Origin of the sequence: Microvirga lotononidis (genome assembly GCF_034627025.1) — a bacterium.
Classification (GTDB): Bacteria; Pseudomonadota; Alphaproteobacteria; order Rhizobiales; family Beijerinckiaceae; genus Microvirga; species Microvirga lotononidis.
Genome location: NZ_CP141048.1, coordinates 4,660,780 through 4,684,740, shown reverse-complemented (window position 1 = coordinate 4,684,740; position 23,961 = coordinate 4,660,780). Strand labels below are relative to the sequence as shown.

Genomic DNA, 23,961 nt, shown 5'->3' with positions numbered 1-23,961 from the left:
CGGCGGCGCACGCAGGACATCTGCTCCGTCAGTCAAGGTGTGATCCGACCTTCCTTTCGACTGCGACCTCTCTCGTGAAGCGTCGCCACATGACCGTCTCAGTGGTATCATCAACCGGCACGGTCGCGGCGTCGGACAGCCGGATCGTCGATGTCGCGTCAATCGCTTGGTCTTCATCCGGCGGATCTCCCGGGGAGAGACAGCCATGGCGACAGCAAGAGCGGAGCGGCGGCTGGCCGCGATCCTGGCCGCTGACGTCGTCGGCTATTCCCGCCTCGTCGAGCACGACGAGGCTGCGACATTGTCGGCCCTGAAGGCTCTGCGCCGCCAGGTGATCGATCCGCTCCTGGCCGAGCATCAGGGCCGTATTGTCAAGCTGATGGGCGATGGTGCGCTCGTGGAGTTCGGCTCGGTCGTCGATGCGGTCGCATGTGCGGTGGCCATCCAGAAGATCGTTGCCGAGAACCAGACCGATGCGCCGACGGAGCGACGCATCGTCTTCCGGATCGGAGTCAATCTCGGTGACGTGATCCACGAGGTGGACGGGGATCTCTACGGCGATGGCGTCAACATCGCGGCCCGCCTCCAGGCCTTGGCGGATCCAGGCGGCATTTGCATTTCCGGCACGGCGTACGATCACCTCCAGGGCAAGCTCGACTGCGAGTACGAGTATCTTGGTGAACGCGCGCTCAAGAACATGGAGCGACCGGTGCGACTGTACCGACCCGTTTGGGACGGTGCGACCGCACGAAGGGCATCGCCCAGGCTCGCACTTCCGGATCGACCATCCATCGCCGTGCTGCCGTTCAATGCCATGAGCACCGATCCGGATCAGGAGTTCTTCAGCGACGGCCTCACCGAGGACATCACCACGGCGCTGTCCAAGCTCAAGGGCTTCTTCGTGATCGCCCGCAACACGATGATCACCTACAAGGGAAAGCCCGTGGACGTGCGCGCCATCGGGCGCGAGCTAGGCATCCGCTATGTTCTCGAGGGGAGCGTCCGCAAGTCCGGCAACCGCGTCAGGGTGACCGCGCAGCTCATCGATACGGCCTCCGAAGCCCATCTCTGGGCCGAAAGGTACGACGGCGCCCTCGGCGACATCTTCGTCATTCAGGACGAAATCACCGCAAGCGTCGTCGGCCGCATCGGGCCGGAACTCCTGGCGGCGGAGCATGCCCGCGAAAGCCGCAAGCCGCATCATAGCCTCGATGCCTGGGAATGTGTCGTGCGGGCGGTGTTCCTGTGCTCCCAGTTGTCGGAGGAGAGCAGCCGAAGGATGCTTCCGCTGCTCGATCGGGCCATCGGACTGGCGCCCGACTATGCCCAGGCGCTCGCAATGAAAGGCTGGATTACGATGTGGCGCGCGTTCCAGGGATGGGAGGACATGGGATACGCCCTGGCACTCGCCGGAGATGTCGTTCAACAGGCCATCGCCGCCGACGACAAGGAACCGTGGGCTTACCTGGCCCAGGCGATGACGGCCTATGCGACGCGTGACGACGCCCTGGCGATGGCGGCGGTCAGCCAGGCTGTCGCGATCAACCCCAATTCGGCCTTCGCACATGGCCAGCTGGGCCTTGCGCATGTCAACGGAGGCCGTGCCGCAGACGCCATTCCCTGCATCGACTATGCCCTCAGACTGAGCCCGCGCGAGGCATTCCTCGGGGACTTTCAGTTCTACTACGCCAAGGCTTACTTCCAGGGCGCAAAGTACGAGCTTGGATTGAGTTATGCGCGGGAGGCGCATCGCTTGCGATCCGGTCACGCCCATCCGCTGATCATCGGCACGGCCTGTGCGGGATTTCTGGGCGACCAAGAGGCCGCCACGGACTTGCTCGGGCGGCTCAAGGCGCTCGTCCCCGACATCTCACAGGACGCGGTCGAAGCAACATCGGCTTTCGTCCGCGCCGAGGATCGGGCGCGCCTGATCGAGGGACTTGCCCGAGCCGGCCTGGATTGACGGGTCGGGGGCGCGTGACGCCAACGTCTAGGTTCGGCTAATGCTAGACCCCGGTGGGCTTCAAGGCCGAAGCGTTGGCGGGACTGGACGTGCATGTCGACAGCAATTGCCATTCTGGGTGGCGTCGGACTGTTCCTGCTTGGCATGACCGTCATGACCGATGGTCTGAAGGCGCTGGCGGGATCCTCTCTGCGCACCGTCCTCGCCAAGGCCGCGGCCACGCCGTTGTCGGGAGCCTTCTGGGGCGCGGTCGTGACGCTGCTCGTCCAGTCGTCGAGTGCGGTGACGATGACGACGATCGGCCTCGTCAGCGCCGGGCTTCTGACCTTTCCGCAGGGTCTCGGCCTCGTGTTCGGCGCCAATGTCGGCACGACGGGGACGGGCTGGCTCGTGGCGCTGATCGGTGTGCGGGTGTCGCTTTCGGCCTACGCGCTGCCCATGATCTTCGTTGGCGCGTTGGCCAAGTTGCTGGGTGGCCGGCGGATTGCGGCGGCGGGGGGCGCGTTCGCGGGCTTCGCGCTGGTGCTGTACGGGCTGACGACCCTCCAGCAAGGCATGGGCGGCCTGGCGGAGAGCCTTCATCCATCCGACCTGCCTGCGACGCTCGGTGCGCCGGGAGTTGGCTGGGGCGCCGGGATGGTCGGTCTCGTCACCCTGATCGTCGTCGGCTTGGCGATGACCGCGGTCATGCAATCTTCGACCGCCGCCATCGCCGTCACCATTTCGGCTTTCTACGCCGGGGCGGTGAGCCTGGAGCAGGGCGCAGCGCTGATCGTCGGCCAGAATATCGGGACGGCGACGAGTTCCGCGCTGGCGGCCATCGGCGCCGGCACGACGGCCAAGCGCCTCGCTCTCGCCTATATCCTCTTCAAGGTGATCGCGGCGCTCATCGCCGTCGTCGTCTTTCCGTTCACGGCGGCGCTGATGAGAAACCTCGCCGCGTCGGTCGACGGGATGACGCTCCTTGCCGCCTACCACACGGCGTACAACGTCGTGGGCGTCGCGGTGCTGCTGCCGGCAACGCGGTGGTTCGCCCGGATCGTGGAGCGGCTTCTGCCCTCGGAGCAGACGGCGCTTGAGCGCGCGCTCGATCCGAGTGTGCTCGCGAGCCCGGTGACCGCCGTCGAGACTGCCCGGCGTGTCGTGGCGGACGTCCTCGCAGTGACTGCCGCCTCGGTGTCCGCTGCGCTCTCGGGCAGGGGCAGCCCCGCGGCACAGGCCGCCGTCGCCACGCTCGAAGAGGTGTGGAATTTCCTGTCCGAATTGAAGGAGCCGCCCGAAACGGAGGCCGAGCGGCTCCGCATGACGAGCACGCTGCATGCCCTCGACCACGCCTCGCGTCTCGCGGAGGTCGTGGCGGACGGCAGGCTTCCAGGGCCGGCGACCGGAGTCCCTCACGACGTTCGCGCCGCCGAATTGTGTGCACAGGCAATTGGCGCGGCACAGGCGGTCGGCCGGTCGATCACTTCGGAAGCCGCCCTCAGCGCGAAGGCCGCTCCCATCGGTTGGAACGTTTCGTCCGAGGTCGCCGCCGCGCTCGCCGAGGCAGAGGGCGCCGCGAGGGAACTCGATGCCCTGCAACGGGACCATCGCGCCGCGACCCTCGCCTTGGTTGCGCCGGGAAAGCTGACCGCCGCGGAGGCCTTTGCGCGGATCGACGCCGTCCGGCGGCTCGACCGGATCGCGCATCATGCCTGGCGTGCGACGGCCCATCTCCTCGGTCGCGGCACGTGTGATGACGATCCGGGCTGGCTGCTCTCAATCAGTGAGGAGCGGAAGCGACAGGAACGAGGATGATCTCTCCCGAGATCGCGGCTTCCGGGACTGAGCAGCATCGGGGCATGCGATGCGGGAGGACGGACCCCTATCCCATCAGAATTCCCGAAGACGGTTCGAACCACCTCAACTGATCCACCACCTCCTTCACCCCGGGCACGTTCTCGGCCGCCACCTTGGCCGCTTCCCGCTCACGTTCGTCCAGGATGGCTCCGGTCAGGGTGACCACTCCATTCTCGACACGAACCCGAATGAACCTGCCGCCCCAGTTCTGCTTGTCCATCTCCTCCAGCACGGCCTTGTGAATCCGGTCGTCGGCGACGACCTCGGGAGAGACGGCCGACAGAGTCCGTGCGAGCGCGCGCAGGACGTCGGAGCGGGCCACGATCCCGACCACCTTGCCATTGTCGATCACCGGCAGCCGCTTGATCCGGTGACGGTCCATGGCCGTGACGATCTCCTCGATCGGCGCATCCCGACGCGTCGTCACGGGATCCGTCGACATCACCTGCTCGACCTTGCGGCCGTGGCTACGTACGTATTCATCGGCCAGTTTGCCGGAACCGATGAGGAACTCCAGCCATGAGGGTCGCTTGCGTTCGGTGCCGAGCTCCCCTCTGCGCAGGAGATCGCCTTCGCTGAGCATTCCGACCAGCGTGCCGTCCCGCATCGTGACCGGAAGGCCGCTGATCCGATCAGCCAGCATGAGCTTCGCGGCTTCGGCGATGGTGGTGGACGGCTCTACGCTGATCACCGGTGCGGTCATGACATCTTCAACAATCACGCGTCCCTCCCGTGGTGAGTGAGGTCGACACCTTCGCGCTCGGGCAGGGCCAAGCCCTCTCTCCGATCGGGCCAGTCTACTCCCGCTCAAGACATCCCGCAGCTCCCTTGTCGGACGACAATGCGACAGGACGCCAGGAGGAGCGTAGGTAATCCAGATAACGACACCGCATCGGACGCACGCAAACCTCGGGTACGGCCGAACGACCGGCTGCTAAGGCATCCGTCCGGTGCTCGATGCTGGCCCGCCCTGTGAGGCGGGCAGTCGGATTTCCGCCATCATGCGGCGGTTAAATTATCGGGAAAGCCTCGGAACATTCGGTGGAGGCCCGCTCGGGGATGGCTCCGCTCTCGCGCCGCGAGCAGGAGCCTGGGACAGACAGTGTCCGGCCGTTCGAGCGCAACGCCAGGGTCTCCCCATCGATCTCGGGGTTTGATGATGGCCCCGCAGCCTGCGGCCGACATCTGCGTAGCTTACCGGCAACGGGTCGCGCTGCTTCCAGAGGAGGTCAATCGATGGCTGAGCTGGTCGTGGTCGGTTTCCATAACCCGACCGATGCGGATCGTGTTCTCACCGAACTGACGCGGCTGCAAAAGGAATACCTGATCGAACTCGAGGATGCCGTCGTCGCGATCCGAAGTCAGGACGGCACGGTCCGCATCAAGCAGAGCGTCAACCTGGTAAGCCTCGGCGCGACGACGGGCGGTCTGCGGGGCGCCCTGTGGGGCAGTCTCATCGGTCTGCTCTTCCTCAATCCGCTCGCCGGCTTCGCCATTGGCGGTGCCGTGGGAGTCGGCTCGGGAGCCTTGTCCGGGAGCATGATCGACTACGGCATCAACGACGGCTTCATCAGGTCGATCGGCGAGACTCTCAAGCCCGAGACTTCGGCTCTGTTCCTGCTGATCCGCAAGTCGCAGCCGGAAAAGGTTCTCGCCGAGCTGGCGGGGTTCAAGGGACATGTGATCCGTTCCTCGCTGTCTCCCGAGCAGGAGGCGAAGCTCCAGGCCGCTCTGACTCGCGCGCACTCGCCGAGCCCGAGCGAGGGCGTCGAGGCTGTGGGCACGATGGCTGCACAACCGACATGATGGCTCAAGCCGTTCTGCAAAGGAAATCGATATGCTGACACGACGGTCCATTCTGAGCTTGTTCGTCGGCGCAACGGTGGCTGCTGCCGTCGGAACCGCGGCATCGACAGCGGTGGATGCCCAGTCCTGGACAGAACCTCGTCCGCCGCGACCAGGCCGTCCGGGAGGACCTCCTCCGCGGCGGCGTCCTCCGCCGCCGCACCCGCGCTTCGAGCGGCGGCCACGGCCGCGCCCGGGCTTCGTCTGGGTGCCGGGACGATGGGTCTGGAGTTCCCGCCGCGGACGCTGGGTCTGGGTGGACGGCCATTGGCGCCGCCGCCGGTTCCGGTAGCAGCACGGGATGCAGCGCTGCTGGAGGGCAGAGCATGAACGTCCACGATGCCGTGCCGGATTCTGCAGCGCCCAGCCTGAGGGAGCCCATGCCGCGGATTCGCCGGCTGTTGAGCGCCGTCATCATCGTGGGCGGGGTGATGGTCCTGGCCGATGCCGCGCTTGAGTCAGGTATCAGCACGACCTTCGTCGGGGCCGTCGTCACCGTCGTGGGTCTCTTCGAGATCATCCATGCCGTGTGGATGCGCGGCTGGGGCGGCCTCGGGTGGCAGACGCTGCTTGGCCTCCTGTATGTGGCCGTCGGCCTTGTCCTCGTCGTCGGAGCCGGTTCAGGCGGCATGATTTCGGCCTCAGGGATTGCAAGGTCTGCCCGGTCGGGCGAACTGCTGCTGACCTACGGGCTTGGGCTGCTGCTCGTCCTGTCCGGGATCGTGCGCGTCCTTTTGGGGTGGAGCCGCTGGCGGGATCGCGGCTGGATGATGATCCTGTCGGGCTCGTTCGGAGTCGTGGCGGGGCTCATCGTGGTGGCCGAGTTCCCGAAGATGGGACTCTGGCTGTTCGGTCTGGTGCTGGGGATCGATCTCATCCTGCACGGTGCGGCTTGGCTGGGTTTCCCGTACCAATGGGGAAGGGGGCCATAATCCGGCAAGCTTGGGGCAAAGAACTGAATTCGGGTCAGGCGCTGCGAGCCGTCGAATGCGGAACCTGTAGCTGTTTCAACTTGTGTGGTTTCAGCTCTCTTCTTGGCTTGGCCGCATGTTCGGCGATGAACCGGATCCACGTCGCCGAAAAGTGCTCTCACGACCCGGCCATGGAAATCCGAAGAACACCGCACGCTAAACCGGTTCTCACTTTTGCGTTCGATGCTTTAGGGCCGCCTACCGATCCACTTCGCGAATTTATCTCCGACGGCGCGAAGACCGAGGCCGAAGAACATGGCGCGGAATAAGAAGGCCAGGAACACAAGGATGGCTGCTCCAAGACCGAAGAGAATGTAGGTGGTATCTCTCATCAGCGGACTCCCTAAGCAGAGCCATAGGACTGCTCGCAGCTGGTCCTACCGGCGTTCTGGTTCTGCCGCTGGACCTGAGCATACCACTGCCCGGTCTCTCCGAAGAGGTCGTGGACGCATTTTGCCTCGAAAACCTTTGTCGTCTGCGGCTTTCGCGAATGTGCGCTCCTTCCCGGCAGGAAGGGAGAAACCGAACTTGGCCATTGCCGGACATGGCAATTCTGCTGCCAAGCTGAAACCCTTTGCGGCGCCAGGGATTCCTTTCCTTAACGTATGTTAGCTCGAACGCTGCAATCCCAGCAGCCTGTAACGAACCCTTGGAGAGAGCCTATGTCCCGCGACGCCTCAGGCGACGTGCGTCTGCCCCATGTCAACGATGTTCCAACTGATGTCGCCACCTTCATGATCGCGCGGGCGATTGCCGAGACCTACAGGGATGTGCTCTACGCACCCGTTCCCGCTCCCCTTATGGCCATCCTGCGGCAGATGGAGATCAGGGAGGCCCATGATGGACGCCCAGCATCCTGAACCGCATGTGGCCCTGATCGTCGAGGACGAGCCGTACGTCCGTGAACTCGCGGCTGCGCTGCTGGAAGAGACCGCACTCGATGTGGTGGAGGTCGAGACCGCAGAGGCTGCCCTGGACTACCTCAAGGAGCAGGGCAGCGAAGTCGCGCTGGTTTTCGCGGATGTCCGGCTGCCCGGTGAGATGGACGGCGTCCACCTCGCCAAGGCTGCCTGCACCCTGTGGCCCACGATCCGCATCGTACTCACCTCGGGAGACCCCAACGCCGCATCCGATGGGTTGCCGGAGGGCGTCACCTTCATTCCCAAGCCTTGGCGTGGTCTCGATGTCCTCGTCCAGGCGGAGAAGGCGGTTCAAGATCCTCTGCCACCCGTGGCATAGGCTCAACGGTGGCTCCCTCCAGCCAGGCAGGGCAGGGGCGTTGAACGCAAGCTCGATGGAAGACTACGACGGGCATCTTCGGCAGGATCAAGGACGCGCTCTTCGGATCCGCGATAAGAGTTGCTGAGACGGACATCGATAGCCTCGAAATGATCGTGACGACCGCCGTCTTCTTGGTGCTGCCCATTACCCTCGCCACGTATTCAGCCATTCTTTGAACGCCGTTCCTGCCTGAGGCCGAGCCGATTGTGCAATTCGGGTCGCGGCCACTCGCGGGTTGCAAAGGTCTCGATCACTTTCACGTCCGATGAATTTGTCCGGCTCTCCCCTGAACATCGTCGAGCGCGTGGCCGTCGACGGTTCCCGAAATATTTTATCTCCTCTCGACGGAATAGTCCGCCTGCCACTTTCGTTCAGCTCTCATGTCCGCGTGCAACCCAGGCAGGAAAGATCCATGGTTCGTGTTCAAAGCGTAGAGGAATCTCAAGGCGTTGCTCCACGCCCATCGGGCGTGGATGAAAGACCGTCCTTCAAGCGCGCCTCGATTCTGTTCGTTGCGTCCTTCGGCTCTTTGATTGGAACAAGCCTTTTGCTGGCCAGCATCGCGCCGTGATCCAGGCCTTTCTCTATAACGCCGACGGGCACGACCAGGAGGTCGAGCTCGACCAGCAATGTCTCGTCGGCCTCGACGAGCGAACGCTCCTGTGGGTGGATGCCGATGGCCGTGATCGCGGCGAGGTGGAGCATCTGGCCCGTCTCTTCGACCTGGATCGCGGCTCCGGCCGCGAACTCCTCAATCCACAGGAGGCTCCCTATCTCGACAATTACGGCGAGTACTTCCAGTTCGACGTCATAGGCCTCTCGCCTGGAGAGAACGGCAATGGCGACCGTGCCTTGACCAAGTGGCTTCCTGTCCACCTGGACTTCCTCGTCGGCCGGCGCTGGATCATCACCGTTCATGACGGTGAATTGCCCTTTCTTCAGGCATTCCGCGACCAAGGCAAAGGCGAAACGGTGATCGGTGCCCTGAGTCCGCCGGCGCTCGCGGCATCCCTGCTGGACTGGCACCTGAGCGCCTATTTCGAGGCCGTCAGCGAACTCGAGGAGTTTCTGGACCGGCTCGACGAAGCGATGCTGGCGCACTCGGCACGCCGCAGCCTGCTCGCCGGCGTGGTGGGAATGCGGCGCAAGGTTTCCCAGCTTCGCCACTTTCTGAACCAGCAGCGCCCCGTTTTCTATGGGCTCTCGCGTCCGGACTTTGCGCAGATCTTCGAGGCCGATGCGGCCGCGCATTACCAGTCGCTCGAACGGCGGTTCGAGCGGGCCGTGGACGCGGTCGACCACGCGCGCGAACTGGTGAATGGCTCATTCGAGCTGTTCACGACCCGCACGGCGGAGGCCACCAACGACCTCGTGCGCCGGCTGACTTTCGTAACGGTGATGCTGGGCGTGATCGGAGCGGTGGCGGGCGTGTTCGGCATGAACTTCGAGACGCCCTACACTCGGACGGGCGTCATCGGCTTCTGGGTTGTGATTGGTGCCTTGTGTGCCTTCATCGGCATTGCGGCCGGCCTGGCCCGTCGCAAAGGCTGGATCTGAAGGGCGGCACGCAGAAAGGTCGCTGACGAGCCAGCATGGGACACAGGTTCATCGGACCGCGAATGGCAGGGGGCTGACCTAATTCGGGCGTCTGCAAGAGCAGAGTCAAGCGGCCGTTTATTCGAACCGCTCTCCGGTGCACTTCGGTCCATTGCGGAGTCCCCACCGCTTCTTTCCCGAAATGGCTTTTGATGGCATGAGCAAGCTGTGACTGCATCAATGATGCCCGTGTCTACCGCTCCCATTTCCCGAAAGGACGATTGTCATGCAAGCCTTGGATCCCCTCGAACACATCGCCGTCAACGATGTGCTCTGCCGATTCTTCCTCGCCTTCGACGAGCGGAATTGGGCCGTCATGGAGACCTGCTTAGCGCGCGAGGTGTTCATCGATTACGCCTCATCGGGTCGCGAGCCGCCGACCACCATGAGCGGTGCCGAGTTCGTCCAGCGCCGGCGCGCTGCGGCGGACACCTTGGCCAAGCATCACAGCTTCTCCAACCTTCTCCTGACGAAAGAGCCAGAGGGCGTGCGGGGACGCTGCAACTACCTGATCCTGAGGTTCGACAGCGACTTCAAAGGGGAGGGGGAGGACTTCTACCATTCGTGCGGAGCGTACGAGTTCCGGTTCGGCCAAGCCGAAGGCGCATGGAAGATCACCAGCATCACGCAGAGAGCGCTGCGGAGCTGGGGCAACCGGCAACTGCATGGCGGCACGCGCAAGGCCGACGGGCAGCATACGAGGACCTGACCGCCGACCCAGCAGGAAATGCCGATAGGTTCGTGGAGGACAACGGCTCACCGTGTCGGCATGTCGACAAGCGAGCGGCTCCAGTCGGCGAAGAACCGTCTGCGCCTCTCGTCGTCCTGAACCGCGAGCAGGGCCGGGCCGATCGCGATCGGCCGGGCGATGCCTGCCCGCACGATTGAGGCTGCGCCCTCGATGCCGGCGGGAGCCTCTCCGGCAAAGCCGAAGAAGAAGGCCTCTCGCTGTGCCACGGCCTGGCCACGGTCGGACAGAAGGTAGTTCACGAAACGGGCTCCGGCGGCGGCATTGCCTGCCTTGATGGGGATCATCGCCCCCCGGCTGAGCACAAGGGTGTAATCCGCGGGCATGACCAGCCCGAGCTTGGCTCCGGCACGAACGCGGGCATAGGCATAGGACGCCAGCATGTTGTAGCCGATGAGGATGCGCCCGGCCTCGATCCCATCGAGGATCTCGCCGGTGCAGCAGCGCACGACCGTTTCGGCGCGTCCCAGGCTTTCGAGAAGCCGGCCATAGGTGGTGGTCGTCTGCTGCGAGTCGTTGAAGGCCAGCAGATAGCCGATGCCCGACTGGCGGATGTCATAGGTGCCGACACGGCCCTGGTAAGTGTCGGGCTTCAACCTCAGAAGATCGGCGAGCTCAAGGTGGGTTTTGGGGACATCCTCGGCGGGGACCCTGTCCTTGTTATAGACGAATACCACCGGCTCGAAGGTAAATCCGAACACCTCGTCCCGCCAGTTGGCCCAGCGTGGAACCATCTGGGTTTCCAGGGAACGGATACTGCCGGCACAGCCGTCATTGGCGAGCTTCACCAGTTGGTCGACGCCCGAGGACAGCAGCACGTCGCCCAAGACACGGCCCTCCTGACAGGCCTTCGATGCGGCAGCGAAGAGATCGTTCGTGACGTACTCCACGAACTCGATCCGGGTGTGGGGGTTCAGGAGCTGGAAGTCGCGGATCAGCGGCTCCATGGCCGGACGGTCGGTCGCGGCGTGGATCGACAGGACCTCCCGCTCGTCCTGCAAGGCGGGGAAGACCGGCGTCGGAACCCCTTGGGCAAGGCAGGTCAAAGGTTGGACAGCGGCCCAAAGCAGACAAAACCACTGCGTGAGGGGCCGACGTGGCGGTCTCTTCCGGCGGCTCATGATTTGGGTCCAATCCAGCTCGGCAGGCTCATGATGACGGTAAAGCCGTTCCCGTCCGCATGACGGAAGGTCAGGCCTCCGCCATGAGCGGCCAGCACGTCCGCGGCGATCGACAACCCGAGCCCGGATCCGCCCGGCGACGGTGCGCCGAACCGCTCCGTTACCTTCGGCCAAAGCTCAGGCGGAATGCCAGGGCCATCATCCTCCACCTCGATATCCACCGTCTGGGCTCCCCGGCGCACGCGAAGCGTGAGCTGCGTTGGGGCGCCGTGGCGAACCGCATTGTCCACCACGTTCTTCACGGCTTCCTTGAGGCTGATGGCATCTCCCTCGATCGTTATCGGAACCGGGGGCAGTTCCAGGGAGGTGAGCACATCGCGGTCCAGGGTTTCCGGCACCGCCTCGCGGATCGCGCGCCGGACGACCTCGACCACATCGAGCCTCTCCAAGGGAACGGCGCCCGCACGATGGTTCACCATGGCATGGCTGAGCAACTGGCCGGCCAGCCGGGACAGTTGGTCGACACGCTCCTGCACGCGGGCGAGGTGTTGCAGTCCCTGGGCCTCCATGGGCTGACGCGACAGGAGCTGAAGCTGCGCCTTCAGAGCCGTCAGGGGCGTGCGGATCTGGTGTGCGGCATCGGCGATGAACTGCTGCATCAGATCCATCCGGTCCTTCAGCCGCATGATGAACTCGTTCGTGGCGGACACGAACGGGCGCAGTTCACGGGGCGTGCTGACGGTGATCAGCGTCACGTCATGGGGGTCCCGGTCCCGAAGCGCCGCTCCTACGCGTCCGATCGGCCTGAGAGCATACCGGATCGCAAAGACGGCACCGCCGAGAGCCAGGCCGCTCATGACGATGATCAGCGCGACCGCACGCAAGGTCAGCTCTCGCGCCAAAGCCGTTCGCGCTTCGGTGGTCTGGGCCACCACCACATCAACCCGTCCTTGGACCGATGGATCGGAGAAGAAGCGGCCGATCTTCGTCACGCGGACATCGACCCCCTTGAACGTCCCGTCCCGGGCTTTCGGCCCGGACATGGCGGGGGCGTCGCTCTCCGGCGTCTCAAGATCGGGGTAGCCCGTCAACGTGCGCCCTCGAGGATCGACGATCTTGTAGAAGATCCGGTCGCGCTCCGAATTCGCCAACAGGTCGAAGACCGACACCGGCAATTCAACGGTCAACGCTCCTCCCTGCACGGTGAGCGCTTCCGCCATCTGGTAGGCGGCGCCAACCAGGAGGCGGTCATAGGCGTTGTTTGCGGCCGCACGGGCATAATACCAGGCTGCCGTCGTCAAGGCGGCTGCTCCCGCCATCAGCACCAGCGAGATGAGGACGATCAGGCGGGTGAACAGGGATGGTTCACGTCGGGCCATAGGGAACCATCTGATAGCCGAACCCTCGGACCGTCACGATCTCGGCTTGTGCGCCATGGAGCTTCTTGCGCAAGCGGCCGATGTAAAGCTCGACGGCGTTGAACGAAGGGGCTTCCTCGTCGAAGCCAAAGACCTGATCCAGCAGATCCTCCTTGCTGAAGACCCGGCCGGGGCGGGAGGCCAGGATCTCGAGCAGGGTCACTTCACGGCGGGTCAGGTGCACCTCGCGCTGGCCGACCCGCACGGCACGGGCCGACCTGTCGATGCAGATGTCGCCGCATTCGAGCAGGTTCGTGGCTTCGCCATGGCGCCGCCGCAGCAGGGCTCGGGCGCGGGCTTCCAGTTCGCGGAAGTCGAAGGGCTTCACCAGGTAGTCATCGGCGCCGATGTCGAGGGCGCCGACCCTGTCCTCGACCTCGGACCGGGCGGTGAGCATCAGGACCGGGGTCGTGCTGCCGACGGCTCGGAGGCGTTGCAGGATCGAGAAACCGCTCCTGCCCGGCAGCATCACGTCCAGGATGATCAGATCATACATGGTGTCATCGAGCGTGCCTGCAGCCGCATCCCCGTCCGTCTCCCAATCGACGACGTGACCGATCCGGGCGAAGTGCTCGACAATCGCCTCTCCGACGTCGCGGGTATCCTCAACCAGAAAGATGCGCATGCCTTCCGTCACCCCGGATGACAGGTGAATGACAGGTTCCGACCCTACGGTACTCCATAAGCTCGGGCCACACCGAACGTAAGACCAATAATGTAACAGGGAGAAACGATGAGGATGCGCATCCTCCTGGCACTTGCACGCGACTCGACCGAGGCTTCTCGGACGGGCATCCCGGCATCCGCCTGTGCGCAGCAGATCCCATTGCCCGGGTCCGGAAGCCGCGCGCTTCGGGCCGTTCCGAACATCATGCCCCTGTAAAGCAACAAGATTTTAGCTCCTCCACACCGGAGAGAGTTCCTATGGGAGACAGGAAATGTCCTTAGATCGCCGCAGTTTCAACAAAGCCCTCCTGGCCGCCGCCTCGGCCAGCCTTCTGCCCGCGTCGCCGACATGGGCGCAGCAGCTCAAGAGCGTCAAGGTCATCGCTCCGGCCGGACCCGGCGGCGGATACGATCAGCTCGCCCGCGCGGTGCAGGAAGTCCTGATGAGCGAAAAGCTCGTCACGAGCGTCCAGGTCCAGAACGTTCCAGGCGCCGGCGGCACCATCGGTCTGGCGCAGGTCATCAACTCCAAGGAGCGCGATCCGTCGCTGATGGTCGCCGGCTTCGGCCTTGTGGGCGCGCCGGTGATCAACAAATCCCCGGTGACCCTTGAGCAGACGCCCCCTATCGCCCGCCTCCAGGGCGAATATCAGCCGCTGTTCGTTGCCGCTGACTCGCCCGTCAAGAGCGTCACGGACCTGGTCAACAGGTTCAAGCAGGACCCAGGCTCTGTCACCTGGGGCGGATTCGCGCACGGCTCCCCTGACCATGTCCTGTGCGGCCTGGTCGTGAAGGCCTCCGGCGGCGACGTCAAGAAGATGAACTACATCCCGGTGGGAACCGGCGGCGAGATGCTGCCCCTGGTCATGAACGGCAAGATCACCGTCGCGACGGGCGGCCTCAACGAGGTCGCAGGCCAGTTCAAGGCGGGCAAGCTGAGACCGATCGGCATTTCGTCTCCGGAACGTCTGCCCGGCATCGATATCCCGACGTTCCGTGAGCAGGGCGTCGACGCCACACTGGTCAACTGGCGTGGCCTGATGGCCCCTCCCAATATCAGTGCCGAGGACAAGCAGGCGCTGGAAGCGGCGGTCGCCAAGCTGGTGCAGAGCCCGTCTTGGAAGAAGCTGCTTCAGGAACGGGAATGGGTCGATCTCTACATGCCCTCCGCGCCCTTCGGTGCCTTCATCAAGGAGGAGCAGGCCCGTATCACAGCGATCCTCAAGGAACTCGGTCTCGGCTAGAAATCGAGTGCGCACCGAACCCATCAGCAGCGTCTGGGGCGGTCGGCTTCGGCAGCGCTCCGGCTCGATGGGAAACGTTAGATACCCGCGGATTGACGCAGCAGGCGAGGGCACTCAGCGCGCCGTCTGCTGCGAAGACCAAATCACCGAAGATCAACTCCGCCGGACCCGGCAGTTGCTTCCTGGGCAGCATGAAGCCCTCTTGAAGCGCCGCGTCCACGACGATGTGTTTGCCTTTGAGACAATCCATGACCACACCCCTCTCTCGGCGTCCTGACGTGGCCGGCCTTGTCATTGCGCTCGTTCTTCTCGGCCTGGCCGGTCTTGTCTGGTGGGACATGACGAAGCTGCAGATCCTGTCGCCCTACGATCTCGGGCCCAAGGTCATGCCGATCGTCGTCGCGGTCGGCCTGACCTTGCTCGCCATCGGCAACGGCATCGGCGCCCTGCGCGGCGACCTGCCGGCGCGCGACAGCCTCGACTGGAAGCCGATCCTGCTCATCCTCGGCGGGCTCGCCTGCCTCATCGCCCTGGTCGCCGTCGGCGGCGGCTTCATGATCGGCACCGCGATCCTGTTCGCCACCACCTCGGCCGCCTTCGGCCGCCGGGCGTTCCTGACCGATCTTTTAATCGGCGCCGTGATCGCGGTCTTCATCTACCTGCTGTTCGGCAAGCTCCTGACCCTGTCCCTGCCGGCCGGGCCGCTCGAGCACCTGTTGTGAGACCCTGACCATGGAAGCCTTCACCTCCCTCGCCGGCGGCCTGGCCGTCGCCATCCAGCCGATGAACCTGCTGTTCGCGCTCATCGGCGTGCTGCTCGGCACCGCCGTCGGCGTGCTGCCCGGCATCGGCCCGGCGCTCACCGTGGCGCTGCTGCTGCCGATCACCTTCAAGCTCGATCCGGCCGGCTCGATCATCATGTTCGCCGGCATCTATTACGGCGGCATGTACGGCGGCTCGACCACCGCCATCCTGATCAACACGCCCGGCGAGAGCGCCTCGATGGCCACCGCCCTCGAGGGCAACCTGATGGCCAAGGCCGGCCGCGGCGGCCCGGCGCTGGCGACCTCGGCCATCGGCTCCTTCGTGGCCGGCACCATCGCGACCCTCGGGCTGACGCTGCTGGCCCCCTATCTCGTCGAGGTTGCCGTCAGCTTCGGGCCGGAGGACTACTTCGCCCTGATGTGCGTGGCCTTCGTGACCGTCTCGGCCACCTTCGGCGACTCGCCGGTGCGCGGCCTGACCAGCCTGTTCATCGGGCTGCTGCTCGGGCTGGTGGGCATCGACATCCTGTCCGGCCAGTCGCGCCTGAGCTTCGGCATTCCCGAGCTCTACGACAACGTCGAGGTCACGACCCTGGCCGTGGGCCTGTTCGCGGTCGGCGAGGCGCTCTACGTCGCCTCGCGCCGGCACATCCACGAGGAGAAGCTCGAGGCGGTGCGCGGCTCGCTGTGGATGACCAAGGAGGACTGGAAGCGCTCGTGGAAGCCGTGGCTGCGCGGCACGCTGTTCGGCTTCCCGATCGGCGCACTGCCGGCCGGCGGCGCGGAGATCCCGACCTTCCTGTCCTACGCGACCGAGAAGCGGCTGACCAAGTACCCGCAGGATTTCGGCCATGGCGCGATCGAGGGCGTGGCCGGGCCGGAGGCGGCCAACAACGCCTCGGCGGCCGGCACGCTCGTGCCGCTGCTGACGCTCGGCCTGCCGACCTCGGCGACGGCGGCGATGATGCTGGCCGGCTTCCAGCAATACGGCCTCAATCCCGGTCCGCTGCTGTTTGCCGAGCAGCCGGCCCTGGTGTGGGGCCTGATCGCCAGCCTGTTCATCGCCAACACCATGCTGCTGGTGCTGAACCTGCCGCTGGTCGGGCTGTGGGTGAAGCTGCTGGCGATCCCGCAGCCGTGGCTGTATGCCGGCATCCTGGTGTTTGCCACCATGGGCACGATCGCGGCCAATCCGTCGCCGGTGGAGCTGATCATGCTGACCGGGTTCGGGGTGCTCGGCTTCCTGATGCGCCGGTTCGACTTCCCGATCGCCCCGGTGGTGGTCGGCCTGATCCTGGGCCCGATCGCGGAAAGCCAGCTGCGCCGGGCGCTCTCGATCAGCCTGGGCGATCCGATGGTGCTGCTGCAGAGCCCGATCTCCGCCACGCTCCTCGGCATCGCCGTCATCGCCCTGATCCTGCCCTTCGTCCTCAAAGGCATGGGCCGCTTCAAAGCCGTCGAGGATTGACCCTCAAGCAACGACACCCAACAAAAATGGCCCGGACAAACCGGGCCTTTTCTAAAGAGGAGCCCGCCTTGCGGGCTTCCAAGAGCATCGTGCGGACCCAGAGGGCCCGTCAGCGAAAAGTAGATTCGGTTTTACGCTCAGAACGATGCTCTCATTAAAGAAGGAAGCATCGGACCCCAAAGTGGATGTCCGATGCTTCAGTTGATTTCAGGACTTCACGAGGCCGACCGATTTCAGGATATCGCCGACCCGGTTCTGCTCCTCCTTGATGAAGGCCTTGAACGGCTCTCCGGCGAGGTAGTAGTCCTCCCAGCCGCGTGCCTTGAGGATCTCGGCCCATTCCTTCGACTTCACGACCTTCTCGATGGTGTCGGTCAGCGTCTTGCGCTGCTCGGCCGTGATGTCGGGGCCGGCCATGACAGCGCGCCAGTTCACGATTTCGACGTCCATGCCCTGCTCCTTGAGGGTCGGGACGTCGACGCCGCTCACGCGCTGGCCGAACGAGATGGCAAGGGCCCGGAGCTTCCCGGCCTTGATCTGGCTCTCGAACTCGCCGTAGCCCGACACGCCCGCCGTGACCTTGCCGCCGAGCATCGCTGCGAGCGCCTCGCCGCCGCCCGAAAAGGCGATGTAGTTCACCTTGGCCGGATCGGAGCCGGAGGCTTTCGTGAACAGGGCCGCCAGCATGTGGTCGGCGCCACCCGCCGAGCCGCCAGCCCAGGTCACTTTGGCGGGATCGGCTTTCACGGCATCGGCCAGTTCCTTGACCGACTTGATCGGCGAGGTGGCGGGCACGACGATCACGAGCGGGTCGCCTGTCAGGCGTGCGACCGGGGTGACCTGATCTAGACTGACCGGCGACTTGTTGGTCAGGATCGCGCCCAGCATGGTGATGCCGTTGACCATGAGCTGGCTCGGATCGCCCTTGGCCGTGTTGACGAACTGAGCGAGCCCGATGGTGCCGCCCGCGCCGGTGACATTGACCACCTGCACGCTCTTGGCCGCTCCGGTCTGCGTCAGCACCTGCTGAAGCGAGCGGGCGGCGGCATCCCAGCCGCCGCCGGGCCCGGCCGGTGCGATGATCTTGAGTTCCTGCTGCGCGAAGGCGGATGACGCGACGAGCGTCATGGCCGCGAAGGCGGTGCCGCGGATCAGTCTGGTCAAGTGGCTCACGAGTTCCTCCCTTAGGGTTGCGTGAGATGGTGAGCGCCGCCCGGAGATTCGGTCAGCGTCCGGTAGTCGGCGATACCGCTCGCCGTATTCTTTCACCGGCTTCGGTGAATTCCGGATCCCGCGTCTCGCGGCTTGTGGCCTCCGCGTTGGTGACGCGATGAAGGATGAGGGGAATGATGCCGCCGCTGCGCAGGATCTCGATTTCGAGTCTGGTCTCGATGGCCGCGACGGCGACGAAGGTCTCATCCTCACCCGAGGCCCGGCGGATCGTGACGGGCACCGGGCAGCGCGGGCTGATCCCCGCGGGATCGGCATCGATCACGATGCTGTCGCCCGGACGGAGATGAAGTTGGGTCGGGTGCCGATCGCCCGGAAGACGCAAAGGCAGGACCCCCATGCCGATCAGGTTCGAGCGATGGATCCGTTCGAAGCTCGACGCCAGAACGGCGCGGGCGCCGAGCAGGGCAACCCCCTTGGCCGCCCAATCGCGGGACGAACCCATGCCGTATCGCTCGCCCGCCACCACCACGACCGAAGCGCCCTCGCTCGCGTATCGCTCGGCTGCACGGAAGAGCGGCAGATGCTCTCCCGAGCCCGCATGGATCGTGAAGCCCGGCGCAATCTGCGCATCGAGCAGATTACGAACATTCTTGTTGGTGAACAGGCCACGGATCATGGCCTCCCAGTTGCCGCGGCGCGACGCGAAGACATTCAGGTCACGGCGGTTCTCACCGCGCTCGACCAAGTACTCGGCGGCCTCGCCGGTCTGCGGGATTTGCCCGGCCGGGGAGATGTGGTCGGTCGTGATGTCATCGCCCAGAACGAGCAGTGGGTGGGCTGCATAGGTGCCGAGCAGCGTGCCCTTGCCGAAGCTCGCGAAGGGCGGCCGACGGATATAGGTCGAGCTTGGATCCCACGGGAACAGGGGCGTCGCGGGGGCATCGAGCATCCTCCACGTCTGGCTGGCTTCCGCCTCATCGTAGGAGGGGCCGTAATCGTCCGCATTCATGGCCAGAGCGAGAGCCGCATCGACCTCGTCGCCGGTCGGCCAGAGATCGGCGAGCCGGATCGCGCGGCCCGATGGAGTAATGCCGATTGGATCGGCGAGGATGTCGCGATTGACGTCGCCTGCGAGCGCGAAGGCCACCACGAGCGGCGGAGAGGCCAGGAAGCCGGCCTCGAGCTGCGGATGCACGCGGCCCGGAAAGTTGCGGTTGCCGGACAGCACGGCCACGGGAAGGATGCCGCGCTCCGCCATGGCCTGCTCGATCATTGCGGGCAGAGGGCCGGAGTTGCCGATGCAGGTGGTGCAGCCATAACCCACGATGCCGAAGCCGACCGCCTCCAGGTCCTCCAGCAGGCCCGCGCGACGCAGGTAACGCTCGGCCGTCGGCGAGCCGGGTGCGAGTGAGGTCTTTACCCATGCCGGCGGGGCGAGGCCGAAGGCGCGCGCCTTTCGGGCGAGGAGGCCCGCCGCGACCAGAAGCCTCGGATCGGACGTGTTGGTGCAGCTCGTGATCGCCGCGATGGCCACGGAGCCGTTGCCGGGCTGTTCGGTGGCTTCAGAGGCGGGACGTGACGCCAGCATCGGCGCAAGGGCCTCGACGGTTCTGCCCGCCGGGATGCGATCCTGCGGACGGCGTGGACCTGCGAGGCTGACCTCGACCTCGCCGAGAGCGATCTCGATTGTATCCGTGAAGCGGGGCGCAGCTTCAGGGTCGAACCAGAGGCCCTGGCGCCTGGCGTATTCCTCGACAAGGCGCACATGCTCCGCGGAGCGGCCCGTTTCCCGAAGATAGCGCAGAGTTTGGTCGTCGATGGGGAAGAAGCCGGAATTGGCGCCGAACTCCGGCGTCATGTTGGCGATGACCGCGCGGTCCCCGGCGGACAGCGTCGAGACGCCCTCGCCGAAGAACTCGACGAAGCGGTCTGCGAGATCGATGCGCCGCAGGCGTTCGGTGACTGTGAGCGCAAGGTCGGTTGCCAGAACGCCTTGGCGCAGGCGCCCGGTCAGACGCACGCCGACGATATCGGGCACGCGGATCATTGCCGGCATGCCGAAGAAGACGCTCTCCGCCTCGAGGCCGCCTACGCCCCAACCGAGCACGCCGATGCCGTTGATCATGGGCGTGTGGCTGTCGGTACCGATCAGGGTGTCGGGAACGACCCAGGACACGCCGTCCTGTTCGACAATGGTCACCACGGTCGCCAGGCGCTCGAGGTTGAGCGTGTGCATGATGCCGGTGCCGGGCGGATGGACGCGGAACTGGTCAAGGGTCCGCGTGGCCCATTTCATGAAGCGGTAACGCTCGGCGTTGCGTCCGTACTCGCGCTCCATGTTGCGGCGCAGGGCATCGGGCGAGCCGAACACGTCGACTCCAAGAGAATGGTCGGTGGACACGTCCACAGGCAGGACGGGATTGAGCCGGCGCGGATCGTAGCCCGCCTCCGCAAGCGAGGCGCGCATGCCCGCGATGTCCACCAGGGCTGGGCCGCAGGTGGTATCGTGCATCATGACGCGGCCGGGCAGGAAGGGGATCTCTTCCTGGCTGCGCCCATTGTCCAGCCAATTCAGGATCGCAGCTTTCGCCCGCGGGGCATCGTCCCCTGCGGTGCGCAGGGCATTCTCAAGCATGATGCGCAGGATGTGCGGCAGCCGGTCGAGGTCGCTGCCCGCCGACGCAGGAAGGTCGACGATGCGGTAGCAGCGTCCGGTGATCGTCATGTCGGCGGTTTGGGTCATGGCTCGCAGGGGCTTGATGGGGAACAGCGGGAGCCGAGCTATCGCCTCGCTCAGCGCACTCGCATGGCACAGGTCACGCATGGCCCGGTCCCTGGGTGTACGCTCTATCCAAACAAATTAAATAATATCATTATAAAATGCAATGTATACTATAGTCATAAAATGCAACGATGACTGGCCGCGAATCTGCCGGTCGCCTGCCATTCCAAATGGCAGGACCTGCCGTCCGGGATTCAGATCAGTTGCGGGCTCTTGATCGCGCTGGCGCCCAGGATGTGGACGCGCAGGAACTCGGCGGCCCTCTGCCGGTCACCGGCCTCAATCAAGTCGAGAATGTGGAGATGCTCTTGCGATTGCAGGGGCAGGCGGCTGCGGTTGACTGTGATCCGGTACTCGATCAGGCGCCGCAGGCGGTTCACGCGCCGGACTGCGTCGACGAAGAACTCGTTCTGCGAGCAACCGACGAGCATCTCGTGGAACTGCGAGTTCGCCTGGAAGAGGTGGGTGCGCGACATCCTCTCGAAGCCGCCGTCCAGGATGGCCTGCTGCTCCTCGCGGGCGGCATGGAACGCCTTCGGGTCGATCCGGAAGGAGGGAAGCAGCAGGGACTGCGACTCGATGGCGGCGCGGAACTGGTAAGCCTGCTCATAACCTGCCCGCGACGTCAGGCCGGCGCGGAATTCCCAGCCGTTACCTGGAAGCCGCTCGATCCAGCCTTCCTCCGCGATCCGGTGGAGGATCTTGAGCAGGCGGCTGCGCGGGATGCCATAGAGCCGCATCAATTCGTTCTCGCTGATACGGTCTGCCAGCTTGCGGGACAGGCGGTCCTCGGCGATCTGGAAATAGACTTCGTCCTCGGGCTCCTGGTCGGATAGGCTAGGCGAGTCCTCCTTGGAAAGTTCGCTGGCGTCCTTGGCCAGAAAATAGCCGCGATAAGGCTCGGATCGGACGATCTTCAACTCTTCCAGCCGCTTCAGGGCCGCGGCGATGGGGGCGCGGGACACCCGAAGCGCATCGGCCAGGGTCTGGGTCGGCAAATGGTGGCCGCGGGCCAGATTGTTCTCGCGGATGTGCTCGATGATGCGGACAGTCATCTGGGGCGAGAGACTGGGCCGGGACATTTTGGAACCTCGATCGGGCATGCTGCTGCGTGCTCCGGAATGTAGCCGCAGAGCGTTCCTTGTACAGCCCTGGCCTTCCGGTGGTTGATGTGCCGCTAAAATGTTACTCGCCTGCATAAAACTCAATATGCGAGTGTAGCGGCGGTAGAGGCTCAGGCCGACCCTCGGGACAGGTCATCCGTCTGCATATTCCGTTCGTGCCGTGCCTTAGGCCGCACCGTATGATAGCCCCCTCCCAGAGGCTCTATAGCAAAGCTTCGACTCGTCCTTGCTTCCATGGGCAAGGCCGGGGGAGCGCGCTCCATCAATTCAACATTGGTCGTCCTGATAAACCGATAGCGGCCAAGATGAATTCCCTGACCGCTCCATGCTGCGCGATATCCGGACGTGTCACAACGTATTCGGCAGCGCTGGCCTCGAGCCCATCAACTTCGATGCCCCGCAAGCGGGGATCTGATCCAACTTCCTGATTGAGAACGATGCCGAGCCCAATTCCGGCCGCGACCGCTTCCTTCATGGCTTCTCGGCTACCGAGGACCAAGCGAGGCCGAATGGTGATGCCGTGCCGGCGCAGTGCGCCTTCGAACAATTCGCGGGTCATTGACCCGATCTCACGCAAGATAAACGGTTCGTATGCAACCTCGGTCACGTCAACGCGAACTCGCTCCCACCAGGGATGCTGGTGGTGAACGAGTACGAGAACTTTCTGTTCGACGAGCCGCTCGCACATGAGGCCGGGTTCCGGCACGCCGAGCGTCACGATCGCTGTATCGACTCGATGCTGGGTGACCAACTCAAGGAGACGTCGCGAGTTGTCGAGGCGGATATCGAGCGTAATCCCTGGATACTGCTGGCTGAAGCGTTCGAGGACTGGCATCGCCACGTAAGGAGCGCATAAGCCGAGCGATAGATGGCCAACGGAAAGATTCCGCCCTTCACCAATGCGCCGATCTAGATCGTCGAGCATGAGGACGACTCGGCGGATATGCGGAAGCAGATCGAGCGCGCCCGGCGTGAGTTCGACTCCGGCCGCACTTCGGTGGAACAATCGGGTTCCGACCGCATCCTCCAGCGATTTGACGTTCTGAGTGACGGCCGACTGTGTAATCCCGAGTGCCTGTGCCGCCGAAGAGAAAGTGCGATGCTGTGCGATGGCATGAAAAGCGCTCAATTGAGAGAAATTCATTCCGGATCGATCGTGAAAATAAGGCGCGCTTCATTCGAGTGTCAAAAATTTTAGCGACACTAATAGCATACCCTGGGGCGGATCGGAATAGAGAGACACGCTGCGCAGGGGTGGAGTTTCGGAAAAGCCCCAGGAGACATCAATGTCTAACACCCTCTGGATCCGGCTCGGCCAAGTCGCGCTCGCAGGTGCCATGATGGTCTCGCTCGCAGCTACTGCATCTGCGGGCGAAGTTGTCATTTACAACGCGCCCGACAGCGTCAACTCTGCGTTGGTCGCGGCCTTCAAGGCTAAGCATCCCAATATCGATGTGAAGTTCGTCTCCGGATCGACCGGTCCGATTGCCGAGCGGGCCATTGCGGAGAAAAGCAAGGGGGAGCGCGTCATCGCACGAGTCGCGGAGATTGGCGCTCGCTTGCCTGTGATTAGGCGAGCTCGCGGCAAAGGCGCTCTCCTGGCGATCGAGTTCGATCCTGCCCGGTGCGGCCGCAAGCCCGGTCCCGATTTCGCACATGAGATTGTGTCCTGCGCTCTGGAGGAAGGTCTCTCGACCACTGCGAAGGATGCGGTCAGCTTCGGATTCTCACCACCATTAACCATATCGGACGAGGAGCTCGACGATGCGCTCGCTCGCGTCGAAGGCATTGCACTCAAGGTGGCGAGCCGGCACACATGAAGTGCCGGCCCTGATCTCGCCAGAGGACCTTCTACCCAGCCCCAGCCGGAAAGTCTCGTCCTTCACATGGATCGTCCCTCCAGTGGGTTTCACAGCACAGGTCGGACACTTATCAGATCCGAGAAGGGCAAAGGATGT

23 protein-coding genes are annotated in these 23,961 nt (G+C 64.5%); 14 read left to right on the top strand and 9 right to left on the bottom strand.

Features of this window, described 5'->3' with window-relative positions; all coding sequences use genetic code 11:
• The first annotated feature begins 205 nt into the window (after positions 1–205).
• A complete protein-coding gene (locus tag U0023_RS22060; protein WP_009493867.1) occupies positions 206–1,963 on the top strand; it encodes an adenylate/guanylate cyclase domain-containing protein in 1,758 nt (585 codons plus the stop codon).
• A gap of 93 nt (positions 1,964–2,056) precedes the next feature.
• On the top strand, positions 2,057–3,760 hold the full coding sequence (locus U0023_RS22055; protein WP_009493868.1) for a Na/Pi cotransporter family protein: 1,704 nt from the start codon (positions 2,057–2,059) through the stop codon (positions 3,758–3,760).
• Positions 3,761–3,827: 67 nt separating this feature from the next.
• On the opposite strand, the gene U0023_RS22050 is transcribed toward U0023_RS22055, so the two are convergent.
• A complete protein-coding gene (locus U0023_RS22050; protein WP_009493870.1) occupies positions 3,828–4,523 on the bottom strand; it encodes a CBS domain-containing protein in 696 nt (231 codons plus the stop codon).
• 515 nt (positions 4,524–5,038) lie between these two features.
• Here U0023_RS22050 and U0023_RS22045 point away from each other — a divergent pair.
• From U0023_RS22045 to U0023_RS22035, 3 genes are read left to right on the top strand one after another with little or no spacing between them, the layout of a single operon-like run.
• Positions 5,039–5,608 carry a DUF1269 domain-containing protein gene (locus tag U0023_RS22045; RefSeq protein WP_009493871.1) on the top strand — a complete coding sequence of 190 codons (570 nt, stop codon included), beginning with the start codon at positions 5,039–5,041 and terminating at the stop codon, positions 5,606–5,608.
• Between the two features lie 31 nt (positions 5,609–5,639).
• A complete protein-coding gene (locus U0023_RS22040) occupies positions 5,640–5,939 on the top strand; it encodes a YXWGXW repeat-containing protein (RefSeq protein ID WP_083861510.1) in 300 nt (99 codons plus the stop codon).
• Positions 5,940–5,973: 34 nt separating this feature from the next.
• On the top strand, positions 5,974–6,579 hold the full coding sequence (locus tag U0023_RS22035; protein ID WP_009493872.1) for a DUF308 domain-containing protein: 606 nt from the start codon (positions 5,974–5,976) through the stop codon (positions 6,577–6,579).
• Positions 6,580–6,806: 227 nt separating this feature from the next.
• Here the strand turns inward: U0023_RS22035 and U0023_RS22030 are convergent, their stop codons facing one another.
• Complete coding sequence (locus U0023_RS22030) at positions 6,807–6,950, bottom strand: hypothetical protein (RefSeq protein ID WP_009493873.1); 144 nt, start codon at positions 6,948–6,950, stop codon at positions 6,807–6,809.
• A gap of 330 nt (positions 6,951–7,280) precedes the next feature.
• On the opposite strand from U0023_RS22030, the gene U0023_RS22025 reads away from it, so the two are divergent.
• The 5 genes from U0023_RS22025 (at position 7,281) to U0023_RS22005 (ending at position 10,204) form a co-directional block, all read left to right on the top strand.
• On the top strand, positions 7,281–7,478 hold the full coding sequence (locus U0023_RS22025) for a hypothetical protein (RefSeq protein ID WP_009493874.1): 198 nt from the start codon (positions 7,281–7,283) through the stop codon (positions 7,476–7,478).
• Positions 7,456–7,857 (top strand): response regulator, encoded by a 402-nt coding sequence (locus U0023_RS22020; RefSeq protein WP_245273098.1) that lies wholly within the window; start codon positions 7,456–7,458, stop codon positions 7,855–7,857. The genes U0023_RS22025 and U0023_RS22020 overlap by 23 nt, the downstream gene beginning before the upstream one ends.
• 454 nt (positions 7,858–8,311) lie before the next feature.
• Positions 8,312–8,470 (top strand): hypothetical protein, encoded by a 159-nt coding sequence (locus U0023_RS22015; RefSeq protein WP_322883765.1) that lies wholly within the window; start codon positions 8,312–8,314, stop codon positions 8,468–8,470.
• Positions 8,467–9,456 carry a magnesium transporter CorA family protein gene (locus U0023_RS22010; protein ID WP_322883764.1) on the top strand — a complete coding sequence of 330 codons (990 nt, stop codon included), beginning with the start codon at positions 8,467–8,469 and terminating at the stop codon, positions 9,454–9,456. The genes U0023_RS22015 and U0023_RS22010 overlap by 4 nt, the downstream gene beginning before the upstream one ends.
• 265 nt (positions 9,457–9,721) lie before the next feature.
• Positions 9,722–10,204 (top strand): nuclear transport factor 2 family protein, encoded by a 483-nt coding sequence (locus U0023_RS22005; protein WP_009493878.1) that lies wholly within the window; start codon positions 9,722–9,724, stop codon positions 10,202–10,204.
• Positions 10,205–10,251: 47 nt separating this feature from the next.
• Here the strand turns inward: U0023_RS22005 and U0023_RS22000 are convergent, their stop codons facing one another.
• From U0023_RS22000 to U0023_RS21990, 3 genes are read right to left on the bottom strand one after another with little or no spacing between them, the layout of a single operon-like run.
• The gene (locus U0023_RS22000; protein WP_009493879.1) at positions 10,252–11,364 is read right to left on the bottom strand and encodes an ABC transporter substrate-binding protein; all 1,113 of its coding nucleotides are present in this window, start codon (positions 11,362–11,364) and stop codon (positions 10,252–10,254) included.
• Positions 11,361–12,743 carry a sensor histidine kinase gene (locus U0023_RS21995; RefSeq protein WP_009493880.1) on the bottom strand — a complete coding sequence of 461 codons (1,383 nt, stop codon included), beginning with the start codon at positions 12,741–12,743 and terminating at the stop codon, positions 11,361–11,363. The genes U0023_RS22000 and U0023_RS21995 overlap by 4 nt, the downstream gene beginning before the upstream one ends.
• Complete coding sequence (locus U0023_RS21990; RefSeq protein WP_009493881.1) at positions 12,730–13,407, bottom strand: response regulator transcription factor; 678 nt, start codon at positions 13,405–13,407, stop codon at positions 12,730–12,732. The genes U0023_RS21995 and U0023_RS21990 overlap by 14 nt, the downstream gene beginning before the upstream one ends.
• A 313-nt stretch (positions 13,408–13,720) precedes the next feature.
• On the opposite strand from U0023_RS21990, the gene U0023_RS21985 reads away from it, so the two are divergent.
• The 3 genes from U0023_RS21985 to U0023_RS21975 all read left to right on the top strand — a co-directional run bounded on the left by U0023_RS21985 (position 13,721) and on the right by U0023_RS21975 (position 16,924).
• Positions 13,721–14,692, top strand: coding sequence for a Bug family tripartite tricarboxylate transporter substrate binding protein (locus U0023_RS21985; protein ID WP_009493883.1), 972 nt, complete (start codon positions 13,721–13,723; stop codon positions 14,690–14,692).
• Between the two features lie 248 nt (positions 14,693–14,940).
• Positions 14,941–15,414, top strand: a complete 474-nt coding sequence (locus U0023_RS21980; protein ID WP_009490858.1) for a tripartite tricarboxylate transporter TctB family protein — start codon at positions 14,941–14,943, stop codon at positions 15,412–15,414.
• 10 nt (positions 15,415–15,424) lie between these two features.
• Complete coding sequence (locus U0023_RS21975; RefSeq protein ID WP_009493884.1) at positions 15,425–16,924, top strand: tripartite tricarboxylate transporter permease; 1,500 nt, start codon at positions 15,425–15,427, stop codon at positions 16,922–16,924.
• Between the two features lie 207 nt (positions 16,925–17,131).
• Here the strand turns inward: U0023_RS21975 and U0023_RS21970 are convergent, their stop codons facing one another.
• The 4 genes from U0023_RS21970 to U0023_RS21955 all read right to left on the bottom strand — a co-directional run bounded on the left by U0023_RS21970 (position 17,132) and on the right by U0023_RS21955 (position 23,147).
• Complete coding sequence (locus tag U0023_RS21970; RefSeq protein WP_083861362.1) at positions 17,132–18,052, bottom strand: Bug family tripartite tricarboxylate transporter substrate binding protein; 921 nt, start codon at positions 18,050–18,052, stop codon at positions 17,132–17,134.
• A gap of 97 nt (positions 18,053–18,149) precedes the next feature.
• Positions 18,150–20,840: an aconitate hydratase AcnA gene (gene acnA, locus U0023_RS21965; RefSeq protein WP_052600504.1), complete on the bottom strand. Its 2,691-nt coding sequence runs from the start codon at positions 20,838–20,840 to the stop codon at positions 18,150–18,152.
• Positions 20,841–21,073: 233 nt separating this feature from the next.
• Complete coding sequence (locus U0023_RS21960; protein WP_009490861.1) at positions 21,074–21,961, bottom strand: GntR family transcriptional regulator; 888 nt, start codon at positions 21,959–21,961, stop codon at positions 21,074–21,076.
• 304 nt (positions 21,962–22,265) lie between these two features.
• On the bottom strand, positions 22,266–23,147 hold the full coding sequence (locus U0023_RS21955) for a LysR substrate-binding domain-containing protein (protein WP_009490862.1): 882 nt from the start codon (positions 23,145–23,147) through the stop codon (positions 22,266–22,268).
• A 142-nt stretch (positions 23,148–23,289) separates the two neighbouring features.
• On the opposite strand from U0023_RS21955, the gene U0023_RS21950 reads away from it, so the two are divergent.
• A complete protein-coding gene (locus U0023_RS21950; protein WP_009490863.1) occupies positions 23,290–23,823 on the top strand; it encodes an aminotransferase class III-fold pyridoxal phosphate-dependent enzyme in 534 nt (177 codons plus the stop codon).
• The last annotated feature ends 138 nt before the right edge of the window (positions 23,824–23,961 follow it).